Source organism: Streptomyces sp. NPDC029041 (genome assembly GCF_040637515.1).
In the GTDB taxonomy this organism is placed as follows: domain Bacteria; phylum Actinomycetota; class Actinomycetes; order Streptomycetales; family Streptomycetaceae; genus Streptomyces.
Genome location: NZ_JBEZWO010000004.1, coordinates 520623 through 539617 on the forward strand (window position 1 = coordinate 520623; position 18995 = coordinate 539617).

Here is an 18995-nt window from a genome sequence, read left to right on the forward strand (position 1 = left end):
CACTGAGTGCCCCCGCCGGAACTCGTGAGTCCTCATCCGGAACTTTCAACGCTACGGCCGGCTCGTCCGGTTCCCCAGGTCGCGCAGGTGTGGGGATCACCACGTCGTGACGCGTGATGCCGGCGTTACGGGTGCGGTCGGTGCGCCGCTTGAGACGCGAAAACCCCGGGCGGCGGTTGCCACCCGGGGCCACGAGTTCCCGGACGGTTCAGCCGTCGCTGTCCTCGTCATCATCCTCGTCGAGGTCCCAGTCCGGCGAATCGGGGTCGTGGTCGACCCGCTCGCTGCTCCAGGAAGCCTGCTGGAGCTCCACCCCGGGCACCTCGCTGACCAGGTCGAACGGGTCCACGAGGTACGCGAGGGCCTCTGCGGTGTCTTCCGTCACAGCGCTCTCGGTGTGGGCCCGCTCCGCCGCCGGCATCCCTTCCTCACCGGCGATCCGGCGCAGTGCGGCCTTGGTGACCGCGTCCGCGTCGTCGACCTCGAGAACGAGTTCCACCCGAAGCCGTACAAAACGTGATGTCTCTGGTGTGCTCATGGCCGGAGCGTACGTCCAGGCCCTCCCGTGACTTTCCCGTGACCCGCGACTTTCACTAACATCGCCCCACACGGCCAATTCGCCGACGTCACAAGGGGATCGATATTCCGTGTCATCCGCTCGCCGCCCGTTGCTGACCGCCACCGCCGCGGCGTCCCTGCTGGGCGCCATGTGGTTCGTCCCGTCCGCGAACGCGACGCCCGACTCCCCGGTGAGAGACGCGGTCTCGACGAGCCCGTCGCCGCAGGTCACGGAGCAGGCCCGGATCGCGGCCACGACCGCCGACGCCTCCGTCACCGGCGCGCGCCTCGCCGACACCGGCACCTTCGACAGCACGCCGTACGTGATCGGCGGGACCTTCTGCCTGACACTGGGCGCCGGGTTCGTCGTGTACTCGGTACGCCGGGAACGCCTCGGTTTCTGACGGCCGTTGAGGGGCCCCGCCGGACGGCAGGACCCCCACCGCCCTACTGGAGCGGCCCGGTGACCTTCTCCACGGCGGCCAGCAGCCGCCCGCCGCGCACGAACGCGTCCGCCGCCGCGAGGTCGGGCGCGAGGAACCGGTCCGGGCCGGCCCCCTCGACTCCTGCCTCTCGCGCCGCGTCGATGGCCGCCCGCGTCGCGGGCGCCGGGGTCAGCCCCTCGCGCAACTCCACTGCGCGCGCGGCCGCGTAGAACTCGATGGCGATCACGCGCGTGAGGTTGTCGACGGCCGTGCGCAGCTTGCGCGCCGCCGACCAGCCCATCGAGACATGGTCCTCCTGCATGGCGGAGGACGGGATCGAGTCGGCGGACGCCGGTACGGCGAGCCGCTTCAGCTCGCTCACCAACGCGGCCTGCGTGTACTGAGCGATCATCAGGCCCGAGTCCACACCGGCGTCGTCGGCGAGGAACGGCGGCAGGCCGTGGCTGCGGTTCTTGTCGAGCAGCCGGTCGGTGCGCCGCTCGGCGATGGAGCCGAGGTCGGCGGCGGCGATGGCCAGGAAGTCCAGGACGTAGGCGACGGGCGCCCCGTGGAAGTTGCCGTTGGACTCCACCCGGCCGTCGGGAAGGACGACGGGATTGTCGACGGCGGACGCCAGTTCGCGGTCGGCGACCAGCCGGGCGTGGGCCATGGTGTCCCGCCCGGCGCCGGCGACCTGCGGGGCGCAGCGCACCGAGTAGGCGTCCTGGACGCGCGGGGCGTCGTCCTGGTGATGGCCGGTCAGGCCCGAGCCCTTCAGCACAGCCAGCATGTTGGCGGCGCTGGCGGCCTGCCCCGGGTGCGGCCGGATGGCGTGCAGTTCGGGCGCGAGGACCTTGTCGGTGCCGAGCAGGGCTTCCAGGGACAGGGCGGCGGTGACGTCGGCGGACCGGTAGAGCGTGTCCAGGTCGGCCAGGGCCATCACCAGCATGCCCAGCATGCCGTCGGTGCCGTTGAGGAGGGCCAGGCCCTCCTTCTCGCGCAGTTCGACCGGCTGGATGCCGTGCGCGGCGAGGAGTTCCGCGGCGGGGCGGACGACGCCGTCGGGGCCCTCGGCGTCGCCCTCGCCCATCAGCGCCAGCGCGCAGTGGGACAGCGGCGCGAGGTCGCCGGAGCAGCCGAGGGAGCCGTACTCGTGCACGACCGGGGTGATCCCGGCGTTGAGGAGGTCGGCCATGGTCTGCGCGACCTCGGGGCGGACGCCGGTGTGTCCGGAGCAGACGGTCTTCAGCCGCAGGAACATCAGGGCGCGGACGACTTCCCGCTCCACGGCCGGGCCCATCCCGGCGGCGTGCGAGCGGACGATGTTGCGCTGCAGCTGAGCGCGCAGCTGCGGGCTGATGTGCCGGGTCGCCAGGGCGCCGAAGCCGGTGCTCACGCCGTACACGGGGTCCGGCTTGGCCGCCAGCGCGTCCACGATCTCGCGGGCCGCGGCGAGGGCGGCCACGGCCTCCCCGGAGAGCTCGACGCGGGCGCCGCCGCGCGCCACCGCGAGCACATCGGACGCCGTCGTCCCGGACGTCCCCACCACCACAGTGTGCATATCCATATTCAGGAGCGTACGCAGTGAATTCGATGATGTCACCACTGGGGGCGGCGTTCACCCCTTACCGAATGCGTCACACCGCCGGGGGTTAGGCAGAGTGCGTCCCGGGGTCGGCGCGCGGGGGGGATCGGGGCGTGCGCTGCGCGCGGGCGGGACCGGGCGCGTACGGGGGGTGGGCGGATCCGGCGCGTGCGGCGCGCGTGCGGGATCAGGGCGCGTTCGGGGGCGCGTGCGGCATCGGAGCGCTTGTGGGATCGGGACCTGTCAGGGGCACGGGCGGCATTGGGGTGCGGGCGGATAGGGCGCGTGCAGCGCGCGGGCGGGATCGGGCGCGTACGGGGGGTGCGGGCGGATACGGCGCGTGCGGCGCGCGGACGGGATCAGGGCGCGTTCGGGGCGCGTGCGGAACCGGAGCGCGTGTGGGATCGGGACCTGTCAGGGGCACGGGCGGCATCGGGGTGCGGGCGGATACGGCGCGTGCGGCGCGCGGACGGGATCAGGGCGCGTTCGGGGGCGCGTGCGGAACCGGAGCGCGTGTGGAATCGGGGCCTGTCAGGGGCACGGGCGGCATTGGGGTGCGGGCGGATAGGGCGCGTGCCGGATCAGGGCGCGTGGCGGCCCCGGAACCGTCGGCGCTCGCCTCCGGCCTCCTGGGACGGCTCGTCCGCGAGCCGTACGACGGGATCGTCGGGCCCGGCCCGCCCCGCGACGACGGGCCCGGCCGCCCGCTCGGCCTTGGCCCGGTACTGGGCGGCGTCGGCGAGCCGGAACAGCCGGCGGGCCGAGCGCACCGGCCCGATCGGGTCCTCCGTGGAGGCGACCCCGCAGGCCACCCCGTCCCCGAGCTCCAACTCGGCTGCCCTGCGGCACAGTTCGTTGGCCGCCTTCACGACCTGGTCGGCGGGCGGCCCGACCGCGAGCAGACAGAACTCGTCCCCGCCCAGCCGCGCGGCCAGCGCCCCCGGCAGCATGGCCCCGCACAGCGACAGCACCGACCCGAACCGCTCCAGGAGGCGGTCCCCCGCGGCGTGCCCATGAGTGTCGTTGACCCGCTTGAGCCCGTTCAGATCACAGACGACGAGACTGACCACGGCGGCGTCCCGGCGGTGCCGCTCGATCGCCCGCTCCAGGCGTACGTCCACGGCGCGGCGGTTGGCGAGCCCGGTGAGGGAGTCGGTGAAGGCGAGCCGCCGGACCTCCTCCAGCCGCTCGGTCTGGGCGAGGCCGGCGGCCACGACGGAGGCCAGCACGGTGGCGAAGTCGGCGTCGCCCCGCCCGAAGACGGCCTCACCGGCCGGGCGGGCGACATACAGCTCGCCCCAGGCCCGCCCGTGCAGCACGATGGGCGCGACCACGCAGCAGCCGCGGCCGCGGCGGCGCAGGGCGGCGACCCGCTGGTGGCAGTACCCGGGCCGCCCCGCGCCGGGCCCCTCCGCGGTCTCCACCCACGCGTCGGGCTCCCCGCCACCGGCCCACTGCTCGTGCAGGAACTCGGTGATCTCCGCGAACTGGTGGACCGGGTAGGCCTCGTCCTCCGGGAACTCCTCCTCCCCCTCGGCCAGCTCGCCCACGTTCACCAGGACCCGCAGCCGCCCGAGCTCGCGCTCCCACACCGACAGCGCGGCGAAACTCCCGCCCAGTGCCCGGCACGCCCCGGTGGCCGCGGCGCGCCACGCCTCACGTGACCCGTGCGCGGCCGCCATCCCCTGAGCCAACGCGACGACGGCCGCGAGCCGTCTGTCCTCACCCATCACTCCAGGCTAGGGAGTTTTCAGCCAAACCGTTCTCTTGACGGGGCGAACGGGGAGGACGGGGGTTCACAGCGGGCGGGCGGCATTCACACGGGAGCAGTCCCGGCTGGGGGCGGTCGTGCCGCCGGGCGACCGACCGGCTCCGGCCGATCGCGGACGGCGCCGGCCACGGAGCTGTCGCCTGCCGGAGCCGAGCCGAGCCCCTGGGCCCGCGCACCGGGCAACCGGCCCTCGGCTCACTCCCCCGGCCACTGCGGCTTGCGCCGCTCGTTGAAGGCCGCGACGCCCTCCGCCCGGTCACCCGAGAAGGCCGTCGCCCGCCACGCGGCGTCCTCGACCTCCAGCCCGGCCCGCAGGTCGAGCCCCTGCCCGAGCCGCAACGCCCGCTTCGCCGCCCGCAGCCCCACCGGCGAGTTCCCGGCGATCTGCGCCGCCAGTGCCAGCGCCTCCTCCCGGTCCCGCCCCTCCTCGACCAGCTGATCGACCAGCCCCCACTCGCCCGCCTCGGCAGCCTCCACCCGCCGCGCGGAGAAGATCAGCTCGGCCGCCCGGGCCGCCCCGACGCGCCGCGGCAGCAACTGCGTACCTCCGCCCCCGGGGATCACCCCGACCGACACCTCCGGCAGCCCGACCACCGCCGTCCGGTCCGCCACGATCACGTCGCACGCCAGTGCCAGCTCGAACCCGCCGCCGAGCGCGAACCCGTGGACGGCCGCCACGGTCGGCACCGGCAGTTCCAGCACGCCGGTGTAGGCCCCCCGCGTCACCGGCCGCTGCCGCAGCAGATCCGCGTCGCTGAAGGAGTTCCGCTCCTTCAGGTCCGCCCCGACGCAGAAGGCCCGCTCATGCGTCGAGGTCAGCACGACCGCCCGCACGTCCCGGTCCTCCCCGAGCGCCGCACACGCCCTGGCGATGGACCGCGCCATCTCCGTCGACACCGCGTTCATGGCCTTGGGCCGGTCGAGGACGAGCTCCGCGACATGCCCCTGCTCATGCCGTCGCACCAGCACGAACTCCCCGAACCGTTCCTCACTCATGACACCCTCCGGTTAACGCGGGTTAACAAGGTCGACGCTTCGATCATCGCAGCCGCACCCGAGCCGCGAAAGGGCGGACTCGCCCGGCTTCCGCCACCCCCCGTCCACCCGTCCGGGTGACATCGCCCCAACTCCGGCCCAACCGCCCATGGGAGCGCATAGCGTGCGGTCCCCGCGGCGCACAGGGGGCGCAGGCGCTGCGGGGAAGGACCGTTTCGGGGGAGGGGCCGCGATGACGACGAACACACCGGCGAGGCGACGAGGGGACACCAGAGCCACCACGGCACCGCACCGGCGTGAGCCCGGGCCTCTCCGGGGCACGACAGCACCGCACCGCCCGGAGCCCGTGCCCCACCGCGGCACGACAGCACCACACCCCCCGGAGCCCGGACCCGATCGCGCCACAACGGCACCACACCCCCCGGAGCCCGGACCCGATCGCGCCACAACGGCACCGCACAGCCCCGAGCACGCGCCCGATCGCGCCACGAAGGCAGCACACCGCCCCGAGCACGCGCCCCGCCAAGCCACGACACCACCGCACCGACGTGAGCTTCCCTCACCTCACGAGGACGCCGAGGCACCTCACCCGAGCGCGCCCTCACCGCAGGAGGCCGCTGCGGCGCCGCATCCACGCGAGCGCCCCGAGCCCCTCGATGCCGCTGCGGCGCCGCACCGGCGTGAGCCACTTACACCCCGCGACCAGGCCCCGGCCGAGAGCGGCTTCTTCCACCCCCGTGTCCGAGGGCGCCATCGCAAGCCCCGCCCCCGCGGGGTCCTGCTCGCCGCAGGCGGCCTCGCCCTCGCCGCGGGCGCCCTGAGCCTCCTGCGCCTGGCCTCCGGCCCGGGCTCCGACACCGGAGCCCTCGGGGCCGGGCCCCGCGTCGATCCGGTCACCACCCCCACCGACGACGCCTCCGGGGCGGCGGCCTCTCCGGCCGTCCCCGACGCGAGCCCCTCCTCGCCGACGGCCCTCGGCGGCCTGACCGCGTCACCGGTCGCCCAGGGCGCACGGCCCGCCCCGACCACGACGACCGGCACCCGCACCACGGCCGGAAGCCCGGCGACCGGCACCACCGCAGCCCCCGCCGCCACGACCATCCCCGACACGCCGAACACGGTCGCCCCGGCTCCGACGCCCCCGCGGGAGGACGACGCCCGGCCTCCGGCCCCGGCCCCGCACGCACCACCGAGCCGGACCGCACCGGCCCCGGCACCCAAGCCCGAGGAGCCGAGGCGACCGCACGAACCGGGCCTGTGCGTGCCGGTCATCGGCCTGTGCGTGGACCCGCCGGCGGACCTGCCCTGACGCCCCGCCGACGACGGGTCCCGGGCAGCGCCGGCAACCGGCTACGGCGCGCCGTCCCGGCGCGTGAGCAGCCACGGTTCCACGACGCCCAGTCCACGCACCGGCCGCTGCCACATCGGCTGCAGCCCGAACCGGTAGGCCGGGGGCTCCTCGCCTTCCTTCTCCGCCGCCGCGGCCTCCTCGGCCGCCTCCGCCTCCGAGGCCGGGGCGTCCTGCGTACGGATCAGCTCCTCGGCGAAGGCGGTGTCCACGAGCACGGCGTCCTTCGGAGCTATCGACGTGAGCCGGGAGGCCAGGTTCACGGTCGTACCGAACACATCACCCATACGGGTGGTCACGGTGCCGAACGCCATGCCGACGCGCAGCTCCGGCATGGTCTCGTCGTGCGCCATGGTCTCGATCAGCCGCAAGGCGATCTCGGCGGCCGTGCCGGCGTCGTCCGCGGCGTAGAGCACCTCGTCGCCGAGGGTCTTGATCAGCCGCCCGCCGTTCGCTGCCACCAGGTCGGCGGCCGTGGTCTCGAAGGCCTCGACCAGCTCGCCGAGCTCCTCCTCCTCCATGCGGCGGGTCAGCCGCGTGAACCCGACCAGGTCGGCGAAGCCCACGGCCAGGCGCCGGTCGACCATCTCCTCGTCGTCGGCCGCCTGCACGACCCGTCCCGCCGAGGCGGCGAGCTGGCGGCGCCAGACGTAGACCAGGAACTCCTCCAGCTCGGGCAGGAGCAGCTCGACGATCGGGTACGTCACCTCGGTGCGGGTCATACCCGGCTCGGGCGGCTCGGTCAGCCCCTCCAGGAAGGAGTCGATCTGCCACTCGGCGAGCCGCGCGGTGGTCTGCCCCGTGGACCGGGCCACCTGTACGGCCATCGCCTCGCTCAGCAGGCCGGCCTCGACGAGACCGGCCAGGCGTCGCAGCGCGAGGACGTCGGCCTCGGTGAGGGCCTTGGCCTGGCCGATGTCGGCGAAGCCCATGGCCCGCCAGAAGCGGGAGGCCAGCTCCATGGAGACACCGGCGCTGCGGGCCGCCTGAAACGGGGTGTAGCGGCGCTCGGCGCCCAGGATGAGCCCTTCGAGGCGCAGGGCGAGCGGATCCTCGCCGGAGTCGGCGCCCTGCGCGTCCTCGCCGGAACCCGAGTCGTCGACGGTCACGCGTGTTGCCCTTCCGATCTGTCACGGTCATGTATCGACCGGCCTCAACTCTACGGCAGGTGTGCGCCAGCTCACTCCGTGAGGTTCGGCCGAGGGGTGGGTGCCCGGTGCTTTGAAGGGACTCGGCACCGTCCCACTGCCCCCAGGGGCTCCGCCCCCTGGACCCCCGATCGGCCTGAACGGCCTCGTCCTCAATCGCCGGACGGGCTGGGAAGTCCGAAACCGCCGGGTCAGGCCCGAGCTGCGGGCATGCGTGCCTCAAGCAGGCCGCAGGTGCACGATGTCCCCGGCCCCCACCGGCTCCTGCACGCCCTCCTCCGTCGCCAGTACGAGCCGCCCGTCCCCGTCCACGGCCACCGCCTCCCCCACGATCGCGCGATCCCCCGGCAACTCCGCCCGCACCACCCGCCCGAGCGTCGCGCACCCCGCCGCATATGCCTCGTGCAACCCGCACACCCCCGGGTCGCCCCCTGCGGCGCGCCACTTGCCGTACCAGTCCTCCAACGAGCGCAGCACCCCCCGCAGCAGCGTGTCCCGGTCCGTGCTCACCGCCCCCGCCAGGCCCAGCGACCCCGCCGTCGGCACCGGCAGCTCGTCGTCCTTCAGCGAGACGTTGATGCCGACCCCGATGACGACCCCGCCGTCGCCGGCCCGCTCGGCCAGGATGCCGCCTGCCTTGCGCTCGTCCTCGCCCACCGTGACCAGGAGATCGTTCGGCCACTTCAGGGCCGTGTCCACGCCCGCCGCCCGGGACAGTCCCGTCGCCACGGCGACTCCCGTGAGCAGCGGCAGCCAGCCCCACCGCGCCACCGGCACCTCGCCCGGCGCGAGCAGGACGGAGAAGAAGAGACCGGACCTGGGGGGCGCCGTCCACTGCCGGTCCAGGCGCCCGCGCCCGGCCGACTGCTCCTCGGCGATCAGCACCGCGCCCTCGGCGACCTCCCCCTTCGCCGCCCGGGCCACCAGGTCGGAGTTCGTGGAGCCGGTGCGCTGCACCACGTCCACCTCCGACCACAGCCCTCCCGGCCGCACCAGACCCCGGCGCAGGGCGGTGACGTTGAGGGGCGGACGGTCCAGGTCGGACCAACGGCTCCCGTTCGGCTCTGATGCATCTCGCGGCGTCATGCAAGCCACCCTAGGTGTGGTAAACGCCGCACTGCCGATGTGGAGGCACCCCACTAGTCTACGGATGAGTAACCGTCCCCCCTTTTGAGCAGGCAGGGAGCCGCATCCCGATGTCCGAGCCGGAAGAGCAGCAGCAGCCCGACATTCACACGACCGCGGGCAAGCTCGCGGATCTGAAGCGACGCATCGAGGAAGCGACACACGCCGGCTCCGCTCGTGCCGTCGAAAAGCAGCACGCCAAGGGCAAGCTGACGGCCCGTGAGCGGATCGAGCTCCTGCTCGACGAAGGCTCCTTCGTCGAGCTCGACGAGTTCGCCCGGCACCGCTCCACCAACTTCGGCCTCGACAAGAACCGCCCCTACGGCGACGGCGTCGTCACCGGGTACGGCACCGTCGACGGCCGCCCGGTCGCCGTGTTCTCGCAGGACTTCACCGTCTTCGGCGGTGCCCTCGGCGAGGTCTACGGACAGAAGATCGTCAAGGTCATGGACTTCGCCCTGAAGACCGGCTGCCCGGTCATCGGGATCAACGACTCCGGCGGGGCGAGGATCCAGGAGGGCGTCGCCTCGCTCGGCGCCTACGGCGAGATCTTCCGCCGCAACACCCACGCCTCCGGCGTCATCCCGCAGATCAGTCTGGTCGTCGGGCCGTGCGCGGGCGGCGCGGTCTACTCCCCGGCCATCACCGACTTCACGGTCATGGTCGACCAGACCTCGCACATGTTCATCACCGGCCCCGACGTCATCAAGACCGTCACCGGCGAGGACGTCGGCTTCGAGGAGCTGGGCGGCGCCCGGACCCACAACGCGACCTCCGGCGTGGCCCACCACATGGCGGGCGACGAGAAGGACGCCATCGAGTACATCAAGCAGCTGCTGTCCTACCTGCCGTCCAACAACCTCTCCGAAGCGCCGGTCTTCCCCGAAGAGGCCGACCTCGAGGTCAACGACGAGGACCGCGAGCTGGACGTGATCGTCCCGGACAGCGCGAACCAGCCGTACGACATGCACGCGGTGATCGAGCACGTCCTGGACGACGCCGAGTTCTTCGAGACGCAGCCGCTGTACGCGCCGAACATCGTCACCGGCTTCGGCCGGGTCGAGGGCCACCCGGTCGGCATCATCGCCAACCAGCCGACGCAGCTCGCCGGGTGCCTGGACATCAAGGCCAGCGAGAAGGCCGCCCGCTTCGTGCGGACCTGCGACGCCTTCAACGTCCCGGTGATCACGTTCGTCGACGTCCCCGGCTTCCTGCCCGGCGTCGGCCAGGAGCACGACGGCATCATCCGCCGCGGCGCCAAGCTGATCTACGCCTACGCCGAGGCGACCGTCCCGCTCATCACGATCATCACGCGCAAGGCCTTCGGCGGCGCCTACGACGTCATGGGTTCCAAGCACCTGGGCGCCGACCTCAACCTCGCCTGGCCCACCGCCCAGATCGCCGTCATGGGCGCCCAGGGCGCGGTCAACATCCTGCACCGCCGCACGATCGCGGAGGCCGAGGCGAACGGCGAGGATCTGGAGGCGGTCCGGGCCCGGCTGATCCAGGAGTACGAGGACGCCCTCCTCAACCCCTACGTCGCGGCCGAGCGCGGTTACATCGACGCCGTGATCATGCCGTCCGAGACCCGTCGGCACGTCGTACGGGGTCTGCGTCAACTCCGCACGAAGCGGGAATCCCTGCCTCCGAAGAAGCACGGCAACATCCCCCTCTAGCCCGCAGCGAGCCCAGGAGGCCCACATGACGATCAAGGTCGTACGGGGCAACCCGACCCCGGAGGAGCTGGCCGCCGCCCTGGCGGTGGTCAGGGCCCGCGCCGCGGCGGCGGCAGCCGCCCCGCCCGGCGCGCCGACGTCCCGCGATTCCTGGTCCGACCCGTCCCGCATCGCGGCCCACCGCCTGCCCCAGCCGGGGCCGTCGGCGTGGGGCCGCACCTACTGGCCGGGCTAGAGCTCCCGTCCGAAGGAGCGCGGGGAACCCGCGCACGGTGGAACGACGCGGGGCGCCGATTTGAGTACCGCTACTCAGGCGCCCCGCCCTGCCAGACCGCACGCTGGTGACATGCTGTGGTCCGACCCCGAGAACGAACCGCCCGAAGAGATGCGTGACATGCAGGACATGCTGCGGCGGCTGAGCGTTCTCCTGGCCCTGGCCATGGTGCTGGGGATGATCGTGATCGGCGTGAGGTGAGACGCGCCGGATGACGCCGATACGCTGAACGCATGACAGATCAGCCGCGCCGCCGACTCGTCCTCGCCTCCCAGTCCCCCGCCCGGCTCGGCCTGCTCCGCCAGGCCGGTCTCGCCCCCGAGGTGATCGTGAGCGGCGTCGACGAGGACGCCGTCACCGCTCCCACCCCCGCCGAACTGGCACTGGCCCTGGCCGAGGCGAAGGCCTCCGTCGTGGCGGCCCGGCCGGAGGTCAAGGGCGCGCTGGTGATCGGCTGCGACTCGGTGCTCGACCTGGACGGCCAGGCCCTCGGCAAGCCCGCCGACGCCGAGGAGGCCACCGCCCGCTGGAAGTCGATGCGCGGCCGGGCCGGCACCCTCCAGACCGGCCACTGCGTCTACGACACGCTCACCGGCCGGTACGTCTCCGCCACCGCGTCCACGGTCGTCCACTTCGGCGATCCCACCGACGAGGAGATCGCCGCGTACGTCGCCTCCGGCGAACCCCTCCACGTCGCCGGGGCGTTCACCCTGGACGGCCGCTCGGCGCCGTTCATCGACGGCATCGACGGCGACCACGGCAACGTCATCGGCCTCAGCCTGCCCCTCCTGCGGCGGTTGCTGGCCGACCTGGGCGTCGGCATCACCCGGTTGTGGGCGCCGGCGGAGAAGTGACCGGGGACCCGTCGCCGCTGTTCCCGCCGCCGGGCGCGGCGTCGGCGGGCTCCGCCGGGCGGTCGTACGTCACCAGCACCAGCACGATCAGGGCGAGCACCAGCATCATGAACAGGAACGCCTGCGGGCCGACGGGCCCCCAGGTGAACGCGCCCAGCAGCCCGTGCACGACCGCCGCGCTGATCAGCAGCACGCGTCCGAAGCCCGCCGGGGGCCGGTCCCGCAGCGCCACCAGCAGCGCCACCAGGCCGCACAGGGCGAAGTAGAGGCCGAAGACGACCCCGCCGATCTTCGACGACACCGACATCATGTGCGGGTCCAGTCCGGCCAGTGACATGTTCTGCCGGTCGACGGCCATCCCCAGGAACCAGTTGAGCGCGGCGACGCCGAACGCCTCCGCGAACAGCACCACCGCCACGACCCACGCCACCGGCCTGCGTATCACCGGGCCCACCCTCTTCCCTCTGAAGACATCGCGAACGCTACTAACCGGTAAACCGGGGGACAAGGGTCCGGCAGCGGGCAAAGAATCATTGGGCCATTCGTAGGGACTCGACAAAGAAACCGAGTGGCCCGCAGCACGTGATGACAGAGACCTTGACCACAGGGGACGGCTAGGGTTTCCCGAAGGAGTACTGCGTACCGCGGTGCGACAAGGGATTTCGCGGGTCGAGCGAGCCTCGCATCACGCTCCGTGTGGGCAAGCTCACCACTGGGGACGGGTCGAAGTGTCGTGTCGGCTGTCCCTAAACTCGGCTTGTTTCAAGGAGGGAGCCTCAATCGTGCGCAAGGTGCTCATCGCCAACCGTGGCGAAATCGCTGTCCGCGTGGCCCGGGCCTGCCGGGATGCCGGTATCGCGAGCGTGGCCGTATACGCCGACCCGGACCGGGACGCTCTGCATGTCCGCGCCGCGGATGAGGCGTTCGCCCTGGGCGGTGACACGCCGGGCACCAGCTACCTCGACATCGAGAAGGTGCTGGGCGCCGCCCGCGAGTCGGGCGCGGACGCGGTCCACCCCGGCTACGGCTTCCTCTCCGAGAACGCCGAGTTCGCGCAGGCGGTCCTGGACGCGGGCCTGATCTGGATCGGCCCGCCGCCGCAGGCCATCCGCGACCTCGGCGACAAGGTCGCCGCCCGGCACATCGCCCAGCGCGCCGGTGCCCCGCTGGTGGCCGGCACGCCCGACCCGGTCTCCGGTGCGGACGAGGTCGTCGCGTTCGCCGAGCAGCACGGCCTGCCGATCGCGATCAAGGCCGCGTTCGGTGGTGGCGGTCGCGGCCTGAAGGTCGCCCGCACCCTCGAAGAGGTGCCGGAGCTGTACGACTCGGCGGTCCGTGAGGCCGTCGCCGCGTTCGGCCGGGGCGAGTGCTTCGTCGAGCGGTACCTGGACAAGCCGCGGCACGTGGAGACCCAGTGCCTGGCCGACCAGCACGGCAACGTGGTCGTCGTCTCCACCCGTGACTGCTCGCTGCAGCGCCGTCACCAGAAGCTGGTGGAGGAGGCCCCGGCGCCCTTCCTGTCCGACGCGCAGATGGAGGAGCTGTACTCCGCCTCCAAGGCGATCCTGAAGGAGGCCGGCTACGTCGGCGCCGGCACGGTCGAGTTCCTCGTCGGCCTCGACGGCACGATCTCCTTCCTGGAGGTCAACACCCGCCTCCAGGTGGAGCACCCGGTCACCGAGGAGGTCGCCGGCATCGACCTCGTGCGCGAGATGTTCCGCATCGCCGACGGCGAGGAGCTCGGCTACGGCGACCCGGAGCTGCGCGGCCACTCCTTCGAGTTCCGCATCAACGGTGAGGACCCGGGCCGCAACTTCCTCCCGGCTCCCGGCACGGTCACGACGTTCGCCCCGCCGTCCGGTCCGGGTGTCCGTCTGGACGCGGGTGTGGAGTCCGGTTCGGTCATCGGCCCGGCGTGGGACTCCCTGCTGGCCAAGCTGATCGTCACCGGCCGCACGCGCAAGGAGGCGCTGCAGCGGGCCGCCCGTGCGCTGGAGGAGTTCCAGGTCGAGGGCATGGCGACGGCGATCCCCTTCCACCGCGCGGTGGTGAAGGACCCGGCGTTCGCGCCCGAGCTGACGGACTCGTCCGACCCGTTCACGGTGCACACCCGCTGGATCGAGACGGAGTTCGTCAACGAGATCAAGCCGTTCGCCGCGCCGGCCGACGCGGACACGGACGAGGAGCCGGGTCGCGAGACGGTCGTCGTCGAGGTCGGCGGAAAGCGCCTCGAGGTCTCCCTGCCGTCGTCGCTGGGCATGTCGCTGGCCCGTACGGGTCTCGCGGCGGGCGCCAAGCCGAAGCGCCGCGCGGCGAAGAAGTCGGGTCCCGTGGCGTCCGGTGACACCCTGGCCTCCCCGATGCAGGGCACAATCGTCAAGGTCGCCGTCGAGGAGGGCCAGGAGGTCAAGGAGGGCGATCTGGTCGTCGTCCTGGAGGCCATGAAGATGGAGCAGCCGCTGAACGCGCACCGCTCGGGCACGATCAAGGGCCTGAGTGCGGAGATCGGCGCGTCGGTGACGTCGGGCGCGCCGATCTGCGAGATCAAGGACTGACGGTTCCGCCCCCTGGCGCGGCGCCCGCCCCTCGGGGATGGGCGCCGCGCCGAGGTGTCTCCGGCCTACCCCTCGGTGCGCGCCTTCGCGTGACGCCGGGTGAGGGTGCGCGTCTTCGCGTGACGCCGGGTGGGAGTCGGGGCCGCGCCGGGGGGTGTCCGTCCTCGGAACGTCGCGATGGGCTTGCACACCGACTGACTGTGCGTTGACGCGACAACCGCTGCGGGCGGACACCCCCCGACACGACCCCTTACGTCATCCGGCGACTGCGGGCACGTCGTGGCTCGCGCCTTCGCAGGCACCCCAGCTCCGGACATCCGTCCCGCTCAGCCACAGGCACCGGTCCTGCCCAGCTGCGGGCAATCGTGCCGCTGAGGGCGGCACGGGTGGGCGCAGCGGCACCCCGTTGCGCCGGGTTGCGGACCCACCCGGCGTCAGCCAGAACGCCGGGTACCGGCAAGCAGACCGCGGCTCAACCCACCGTCGGCGTCAACGCCGCCGCAGATCCGCCACCCTCGCCCGCTCCGCCCCGGGCCCCTGCTCACCCAGCATCGAGGCAGAGGCGGAGGCAGACCTCAACTGCCCCCCACCCCCCGGCACCTGCCGCCGAGGCCCGGGCACCGGCACATCCCGCCGCTGCTGACGCGACGGAAGGGACTCACCCCCCGGCCCTCCCGCTCCCGCTCCCGACCCGGCCGAACCCCCCTGCCCCCCGGCCACGGCGATCTGCACGCCCTGGTCGGCCAGCGCCTGGAGTTCCGTGGCCGCGCGGTCGTCGTGAGCCGGCGGTTCGTCCGTGACGAGGCGTGTGATGAGATCCGTGGGCACGGTCTGGAACATGGTGTCGGTGCCGAGCTTGGTGTGGTCGGCGAGCACCACCACCTCCGCCGCGGCCTGCACCAACGCCCGGTCGACGGAGGCGGACAGCATGTTGGACGTGGACAGCCCGCGCTCGGCGGTCAAACCGGCCCCGGACAGGAACGCCCGCGACACCCGCAGCCCGTGCAGGGACTGCTCCGCCCCGCTCCCGACCAGCGCGTAGTTCGAACCGCGGAGCGTACCGCCGGTCATCACGACCTCGACCCGGTTGGCATGGGCCAGCGCCTGGGCGACGAGGAGGGAGTTGGTGACGACGGTGAGCCCGGGCACCCGGGCGAGCCGGCGGGCCAGCTCCTGGGTCGTCGTACCCGCCCCGACCACGATCGCCTCCCCCTCTTCCACGAAGTTCGCGGCGAGGTCGGCGATGGCGGTCTTCTCGGCGGTCGCGAGATGAGACTTCTGCGGAAAGCCGGACTCCCGCGTGAAACCGCCCGGCAGTACCGCACCGCCGTGCCGGCGGTCGAGGAGTCCTTCTGCCTCCAGCGCGCGCACGTCCCGCCGTACGGTCACTTCGGAGGTCTGGACGACGCGGGCGAGCTCACGGAGCGACACGGCCCCGTTCGCTCGCACCATTTCGAGGATCAATTGGCGACGTTCTGCAGCGAACACGAAACTGACAGTAACGCCAGCGACCGTCTGCTTTCAGCAGTTTGCGCTGAATAGCAGAAGATGTTCGCACTCGGCAGCGGGAAGTGGTATAGAGCCTTAGTCCCGCCGCCTATGCCGTACGCATGGTCGAATACTCCCCGTGACCAGGGAGGAGTCGGTTTCGGCCTCAGGCCTCGCCGTTCTCCTTGCGCGTGTGCAGCTGCCGCGCCACCTCGGCGATCGAGCCCGACAGGGAGGGATAGACGGTGAAGGCGTTCGCGATCTGTTCGACGGTCAGATTGTTATCGACCGCGATCGAGATGGGGTGGATCAGTTCCGATGCGCGCGGCGACACGACGACACCGCCGACCACGATGCCCGTGCCCGGCCGGCAGAAGATCTTGACGAAGCCGTCGCGGATGCCCTGCATCTTCGCGCGCGGGTTGCGCAGCAGCGGAAGCTTCACGACGCGCGCGTCGATCTTCCCGGCGTCGACGTCGGCCTGGGTGTAGCCGACGGTGGCGATCTCCGGGTCGGTGAAGACGTTCGAGGAGACCGTCTTCAGGTTCAGCGGGGCCACCGCGTCGCCCAGGAAGTGGTACATGGCGATGCGGCCCTGCATGGCGGCCACGGACGCGAGGGCGAACACGCCGGTCACGTCACCGGCCGCGTACACGCCGGGAGCGGTCGTACGGGACACCCGGTCGGTCCAGATGTGGCCGGACTCGCGCAGCCGGACGCCGGCGTCCTCCAGCCCCATGCCCGCGCTGTTGGGGACGGCACCGACGGCCATGAGGCAGTGCGACCCGGTGATGACCCGCCCGTCGGCGAGGGTCACCTCGACCCGGTCCCCCACCCGCTTGGCGGACTGCGCACGGGAACGCCCCATGACGTTCATACCGCGCCGCCGGAAGACGTCCTCCAGTACGGCCGCGGCGTCCGGGTCCTCGCCGGGCAGCACGCGGTCGCGCGACGACACGAGCGTCACCCGGGAACCCAGCGCCTGGTAGGCACCGGCGAACTCGGCGCCGGTCACACCGGACCCGACCACGATCAGTTCCTCGGGGAGCTCATCGAGGTCGTACACCTGGGTCCAGTTGAGGATCCGCTCGCCGTCCGGCTGGGCGTCGGGCAGCTCACGGGGGTGCCCGCCGGTGGCGATGAGCACCGCGTCGGCCGTGAGGGTCTCCTCGCTGCCGTCGGCGGCGCGCACGACGACCTTGCGCGACCCGTCGAGCGCCTGCATGCCCTCCAGCCGGCCGCGCCCGCGCATGACACGCGCCCCGGCACGCGTCACGGAGGCCGTGATGTCGTGCGACTGGGCGAGCGCGAGCCGCTTCACACGCCGGTTGACCTTGCCCAGGTCGACGCCCACCACCCGGGCGGCCTGCTCCATGGGAGGGGTGTCGTCGGCGACGATGATTCCCAGCTCCTCGTACGAGGAGTCGAAGGTGGTCATCACCTCGGCCGTGGCGATCAGGGTCTTCGACGGCACGCAGTCGGTGAGCACCGACGCCCCGCCCAGACCGTCGCAGTCGACGACGGTCACCTCCGCGCCGAGTTGGGCGGCCACCAGCGCCGCTTCGTATCCGCCGGGTCCGCCACCGATGATCACGATCCGAGTCACGTACTCCATTGTCCCGCACGCAACAACGTGACACCGCCCGGGGGGCCGCCCACGCGCCTGTCGTTACACGAGTGACGCCGGACCACCTGCCGTACCCTTCCCCCATGTCGCTCTACGCCGCGTACGCCGGCAACCTCGACGCGCGGCTGATGTCCCGCCGCGCCCCGCACTCGCCGCTGCGCGCCACCGGCTGGCTGAACGGATGGCGACTGACCTTCGGCGGCGAGCACATGGGCTGGGAGGGCGCGCTGCCGACGATCGTCGAGGACCCGCTCTCCCAGGTCTTCGTCTCGCTCTACGACATCGCCCCGATGGACGAGGAGTCGCTGGACCGCTGGGAGGGCGTGGGCCTCGACATCTACCGCCGTACGCGCGTACGGGTCCACACCCTGGACGGCGAGGACACCGCCTGGGCCTTCGCCCTGAACGCCTACGAGGGCGGCCTGCCCTCCGCCCGCTACCTGGGCGAGATCGCCGACGCGGCCGAGTCGGCCGGCGCCCCGCACGACTATGTGATGGAGCTCCGCAAGCGTCCCTGCTGAGGGGCGGCCCGGGCGAGGCCCTCGTCGGAAACGACAAGGCAACGATCGCCACCCCGTGAGCTCCGACATCTACGCGCGTAGGCAAAGAGCGGCTACCCTCGTCGGCGTGAACGCATCTCTTCTTCCGGACGACATCCAGGGCGACCCCCACGCCGCCGCCGACGCCGCCGCGGCCCGCCTGCGCGAACTGACGGGCGCCGAGACCCACGACGTCGCCCTCGTGATGGGCTCCGGCTGGGCCCCGGCCGTGGACGCCCTGGGCGCACCCGAGGCCGAGTTCCAGGTCACCGAGCTCCCCGGTTTCCCGCCTCCGGCGGTCGAGGGCCACGGGGGCAAGATCCGCTCGTACCGGATCGGCAACAAGCGCACCCTGGTCTTCCTGGGCCGTACGCACTACTACGAGGGCCGCGGGGTGGCCGCGGTCGCCCACGGTGTCCGCACCGCGGTCTCGGCCGGCTGCAAGACGGTCGTCCTCACCAACGGCTGCGGCGGCCTGCGCGAGGGCATGCGCCCCGGCCAGCCGGTCCTCATCAGCGACCACATCAACCTCACCGCCACCTCCCCCATCGTCGGCGCGAACTTCGTCGACCTCACCGACCTGTACTCCCCGCGTCTGCGGGCCCTGTGCAAGGAGGTCGACGCCACGCTGGAGGAGGGCGTCTACGCCCAGTTCCCCGGCCCGCACTACGAGACTCCGGCCGAGATCCGCATGGCCCGGGTCATCGGCGCGGACCTGGTGGGCATGTCGACGGTCCTCGAGGCGATCGCCGCACGTGAGGCGGGCGCGGAGGTCCTCGGCATCTCCCTCGTCACCAACCTGGCGGCGGGCATGACGGGCGAGCCCCTGAACCACGAGGAGGTCCTCCAGGCGGGCCGCGACTCCGCGACGCGCATGGGCTCCCTGCTCACTCAGGTCCTCGGCCGCCTCTGAGAGAGGCTTCGGCAGGTCGTCCGGCGGCTGCGGGCCCGTACAGGCACAGTTCCCCGCGCCCCCAGGGGGTCGCAGTGGCCACACCGGAAGGCCGTCGCGGCCACCCGCACAGC

17 protein-coding genes and 1 pseudogene are annotated in these 18995 nt (G+C 72.6%); 9 read left to right on the forward strand and 9 right to left on the reverse strand.

Annotated elements, in window-relative coordinates:
- Positions 1 to 208: 208 nt before the first annotated feature.
- Positions 209 to 538, reverse strand: coding sequence for a hypothetical protein (locus tag AB0F04_RS12735; RefSeq protein ID WP_362040613.1), 330 nt, complete (start codon positions 536 to 538; stop codon positions 209 to 211).
- Positions 539 to 647: 109 nt separating this feature from the next.
- On the opposite strand from AB0F04_RS12735, the gene AB0F04_RS12740 reads away from it, so the two are divergent.
- On the forward strand, positions 648 to 962 hold the full coding sequence (locus tag AB0F04_RS12740; protein WP_352095596.1) for a hypothetical protein: 315 nt from the start codon (positions 648 to 650) through the stop codon (positions 960 to 962).
- 43 nt (positions 963 to 1005) lie between these two features.
- On the opposite strand, the gene hutH is transcribed toward AB0F04_RS12740, so the two are convergent.
- The 3 genes from hutH to AB0F04_RS12755 form a co-directional block, all read right to left on the reverse strand.
- On the reverse strand, positions 1006 to 2544 hold the full coding sequence (gene hutH, locus AB0F04_RS12745) for a histidine ammonia-lyase (RefSeq protein ID WP_362040830.1): 1539 nt from the start codon (positions 2542 to 2544) through the stop codon (positions 1006 to 1008).
- Between the two features lie 605 nt (positions 2545 to 3149).
- Positions 3150 to 4298: a GGDEF domain-containing protein gene (locus AB0F04_RS12750; RefSeq protein WP_362040615.1), complete on the reverse strand. Its 1149-nt coding sequence runs from the start codon at positions 4296 to 4298 to the stop codon at positions 3150 to 3152.
- Positions 4299 to 4534: 236 nt separating this feature from the next.
- Positions 4535 to 5335: an enoyl-CoA hydratase-related protein gene (locus tag AB0F04_RS12755; RefSeq protein ID WP_362040617.1), complete on the reverse strand. Its 801-nt coding sequence runs from the start codon at positions 5333 to 5335 to the stop codon at positions 4535 to 4537.
- A gap of 346 nt (positions 5336 to 5681) precedes the next feature.
- On the opposite strand from AB0F04_RS12755, the gene AB0F04_RS12760 reads away from it, so the two are divergent.
- Positions 5682 to 6644 (forward strand): hypothetical protein, encoded by a 963-nt coding sequence (locus tag AB0F04_RS12760; RefSeq protein WP_362040619.1) that lies wholly within the window; start codon positions 5682 to 5684, stop codon positions 6642 to 6644.
- Positions 6645 to 6685: 41 nt separating this feature from the next.
- On the opposite strand, the gene AB0F04_RS12765 is transcribed toward AB0F04_RS12760, so the two are convergent.
- Positions 6686 to 7792: an adenylate/guanylate cyclase domain-containing protein gene (locus tag AB0F04_RS12765; protein ID WP_190902276.1), complete on the reverse strand. Its 1107-nt coding sequence runs from the start codon at positions 7790 to 7792 to the stop codon at positions 6686 to 6688.
- 258 nt (positions 7793 to 8050) lie between these two features.
- Positions 8051 to 8917 carry a biotin--[acetyl-CoA-carboxylase] ligase gene (locus AB0F04_RS12770; protein ID WP_362040620.1) on the reverse strand — a complete coding sequence of 289 codons (867 nt, stop codon included), beginning with the start codon at positions 8915 to 8917 and terminating at the stop codon, positions 8051 to 8053.
- Between the two features lie 110 nt (positions 8918 to 9027).
- On the opposite strand from AB0F04_RS12770, the gene AB0F04_RS12775 reads away from it, so the two are divergent.
- The 4 genes from AB0F04_RS12775 to AB0F04_RS12790 all read left to right on the forward strand — a co-directional run bounded on the left by AB0F04_RS12775 (position 9028) and on the right by AB0F04_RS12790 (position 11760).
- Positions 9028 to 10632, forward strand: coding sequence for an acyl-CoA carboxylase subunit beta (locus AB0F04_RS12775; RefSeq protein ID WP_362040622.1), 1605 nt, complete (start codon positions 9028 to 9030; stop codon positions 10630 to 10632).
- Between the two features lie 25 nt (positions 10633 to 10657).
- Positions 10658 to 10867, forward strand: a complete 210-nt coding sequence (locus tag AB0F04_RS12780; protein ID WP_344458318.1) for an acyl-CoA carboxylase epsilon subunit — start codon at positions 10658 to 10660, stop codon at positions 10865 to 10867.
- Between the two features lie 111 nt (positions 10868 to 10978).
- The gene (locus AB0F04_RS12785; protein WP_107092457.1) at positions 10979 to 11107 is read left to right on the forward strand and encodes a hypothetical protein; all 129 of its coding nucleotides are present in this window, start codon (positions 10979 to 10981) and stop codon (positions 11105 to 11107) included.
- A 32-nt stretch (positions 11108 to 11139) separates the two neighbouring features.
- The gene (locus tag AB0F04_RS12790; protein ID WP_362040623.1) at positions 11140 to 11760 is read left to right on the forward strand and encodes a nucleoside triphosphate pyrophosphatase; all 621 of its coding nucleotides are present in this window, start codon (positions 11140 to 11142) and stop codon (positions 11758 to 11760) included.
- Here AB0F04_RS12790 and AB0F04_RS12795 read toward each other — a convergent pair.
- On the reverse strand, positions 11729 to 12205 hold the full coding sequence (locus AB0F04_RS12795) for a hypothetical protein (protein ID WP_362040624.1): 477 nt from the start codon (positions 12203 to 12205) through the stop codon (positions 11729 to 11731). The genes AB0F04_RS12790 and AB0F04_RS12795 overlap by 32 nt on opposite strands.
- Positions 12206 to 12542: 337 nt before the next feature.
- Here AB0F04_RS12795 and AB0F04_RS12800 point away from each other — a divergent pair, with 337 nt between their 5' ends.
- Positions 12543 to 14315: a biotin carboxylase N-terminal domain-containing protein gene (locus AB0F04_RS12800; RefSeq protein WP_362040625.1), complete on the forward strand. Its 1773-nt coding sequence runs from the start codon at positions 12543 to 12545 to the stop codon at positions 14313 to 14315.
- 489 nt (positions 14316 to 14804) lie between these two features.
- Here the strand turns inward: AB0F04_RS12800 and AB0F04_RS12805 are convergent, their stop codons facing one another.
- Positions 14805 to 15803, reverse strand: coding sequence for a DeoR/GlpR family DNA-binding transcription regulator (locus AB0F04_RS12805; protein WP_362040627.1), 999 nt, complete (start codon positions 15801 to 15803; stop codon positions 14805 to 14807).
- Between the two features lie 166 nt (positions 15804 to 15969).
- Positions 15970 to 17427 (reverse strand): annotated as a pseudogene (locus AB0F04_RS12810) (NAD(P)H-quinone dehydrogenase); the annotation flags it as partial.
- Between the two features lie 86 nt (positions 17428 to 17513).
- On the opposite strand from AB0F04_RS12810, the gene AB0F04_RS12815 reads away from it, so the two are divergent.
- Both AB0F04_RS12815 and AB0F04_RS12820 read left to right on the forward strand, forming a co-directional pair.
- Positions 17514 to 17951 carry a gamma-glutamylcyclotransferase gene (locus tag AB0F04_RS12815; RefSeq protein ID WP_033311347.1) on the forward strand — a complete coding sequence of 146 codons (438 nt, stop codon included), beginning with the start codon at positions 17514 to 17516 and terminating at the stop codon, positions 17949 to 17951.
- 106 nt (positions 17952 to 18057) lie between these two features.
- Positions 18058 to 18882 carry a purine-nucleoside phosphorylase gene (locus AB0F04_RS12820; protein ID WP_362040629.1) on the forward strand — a complete coding sequence of 275 codons (825 nt, stop codon included), beginning with the start codon at positions 18058 to 18060 and terminating at the stop codon, positions 18880 to 18882.
- Positions 18883 to 18995 lie beyond the last annotated feature (113 nt).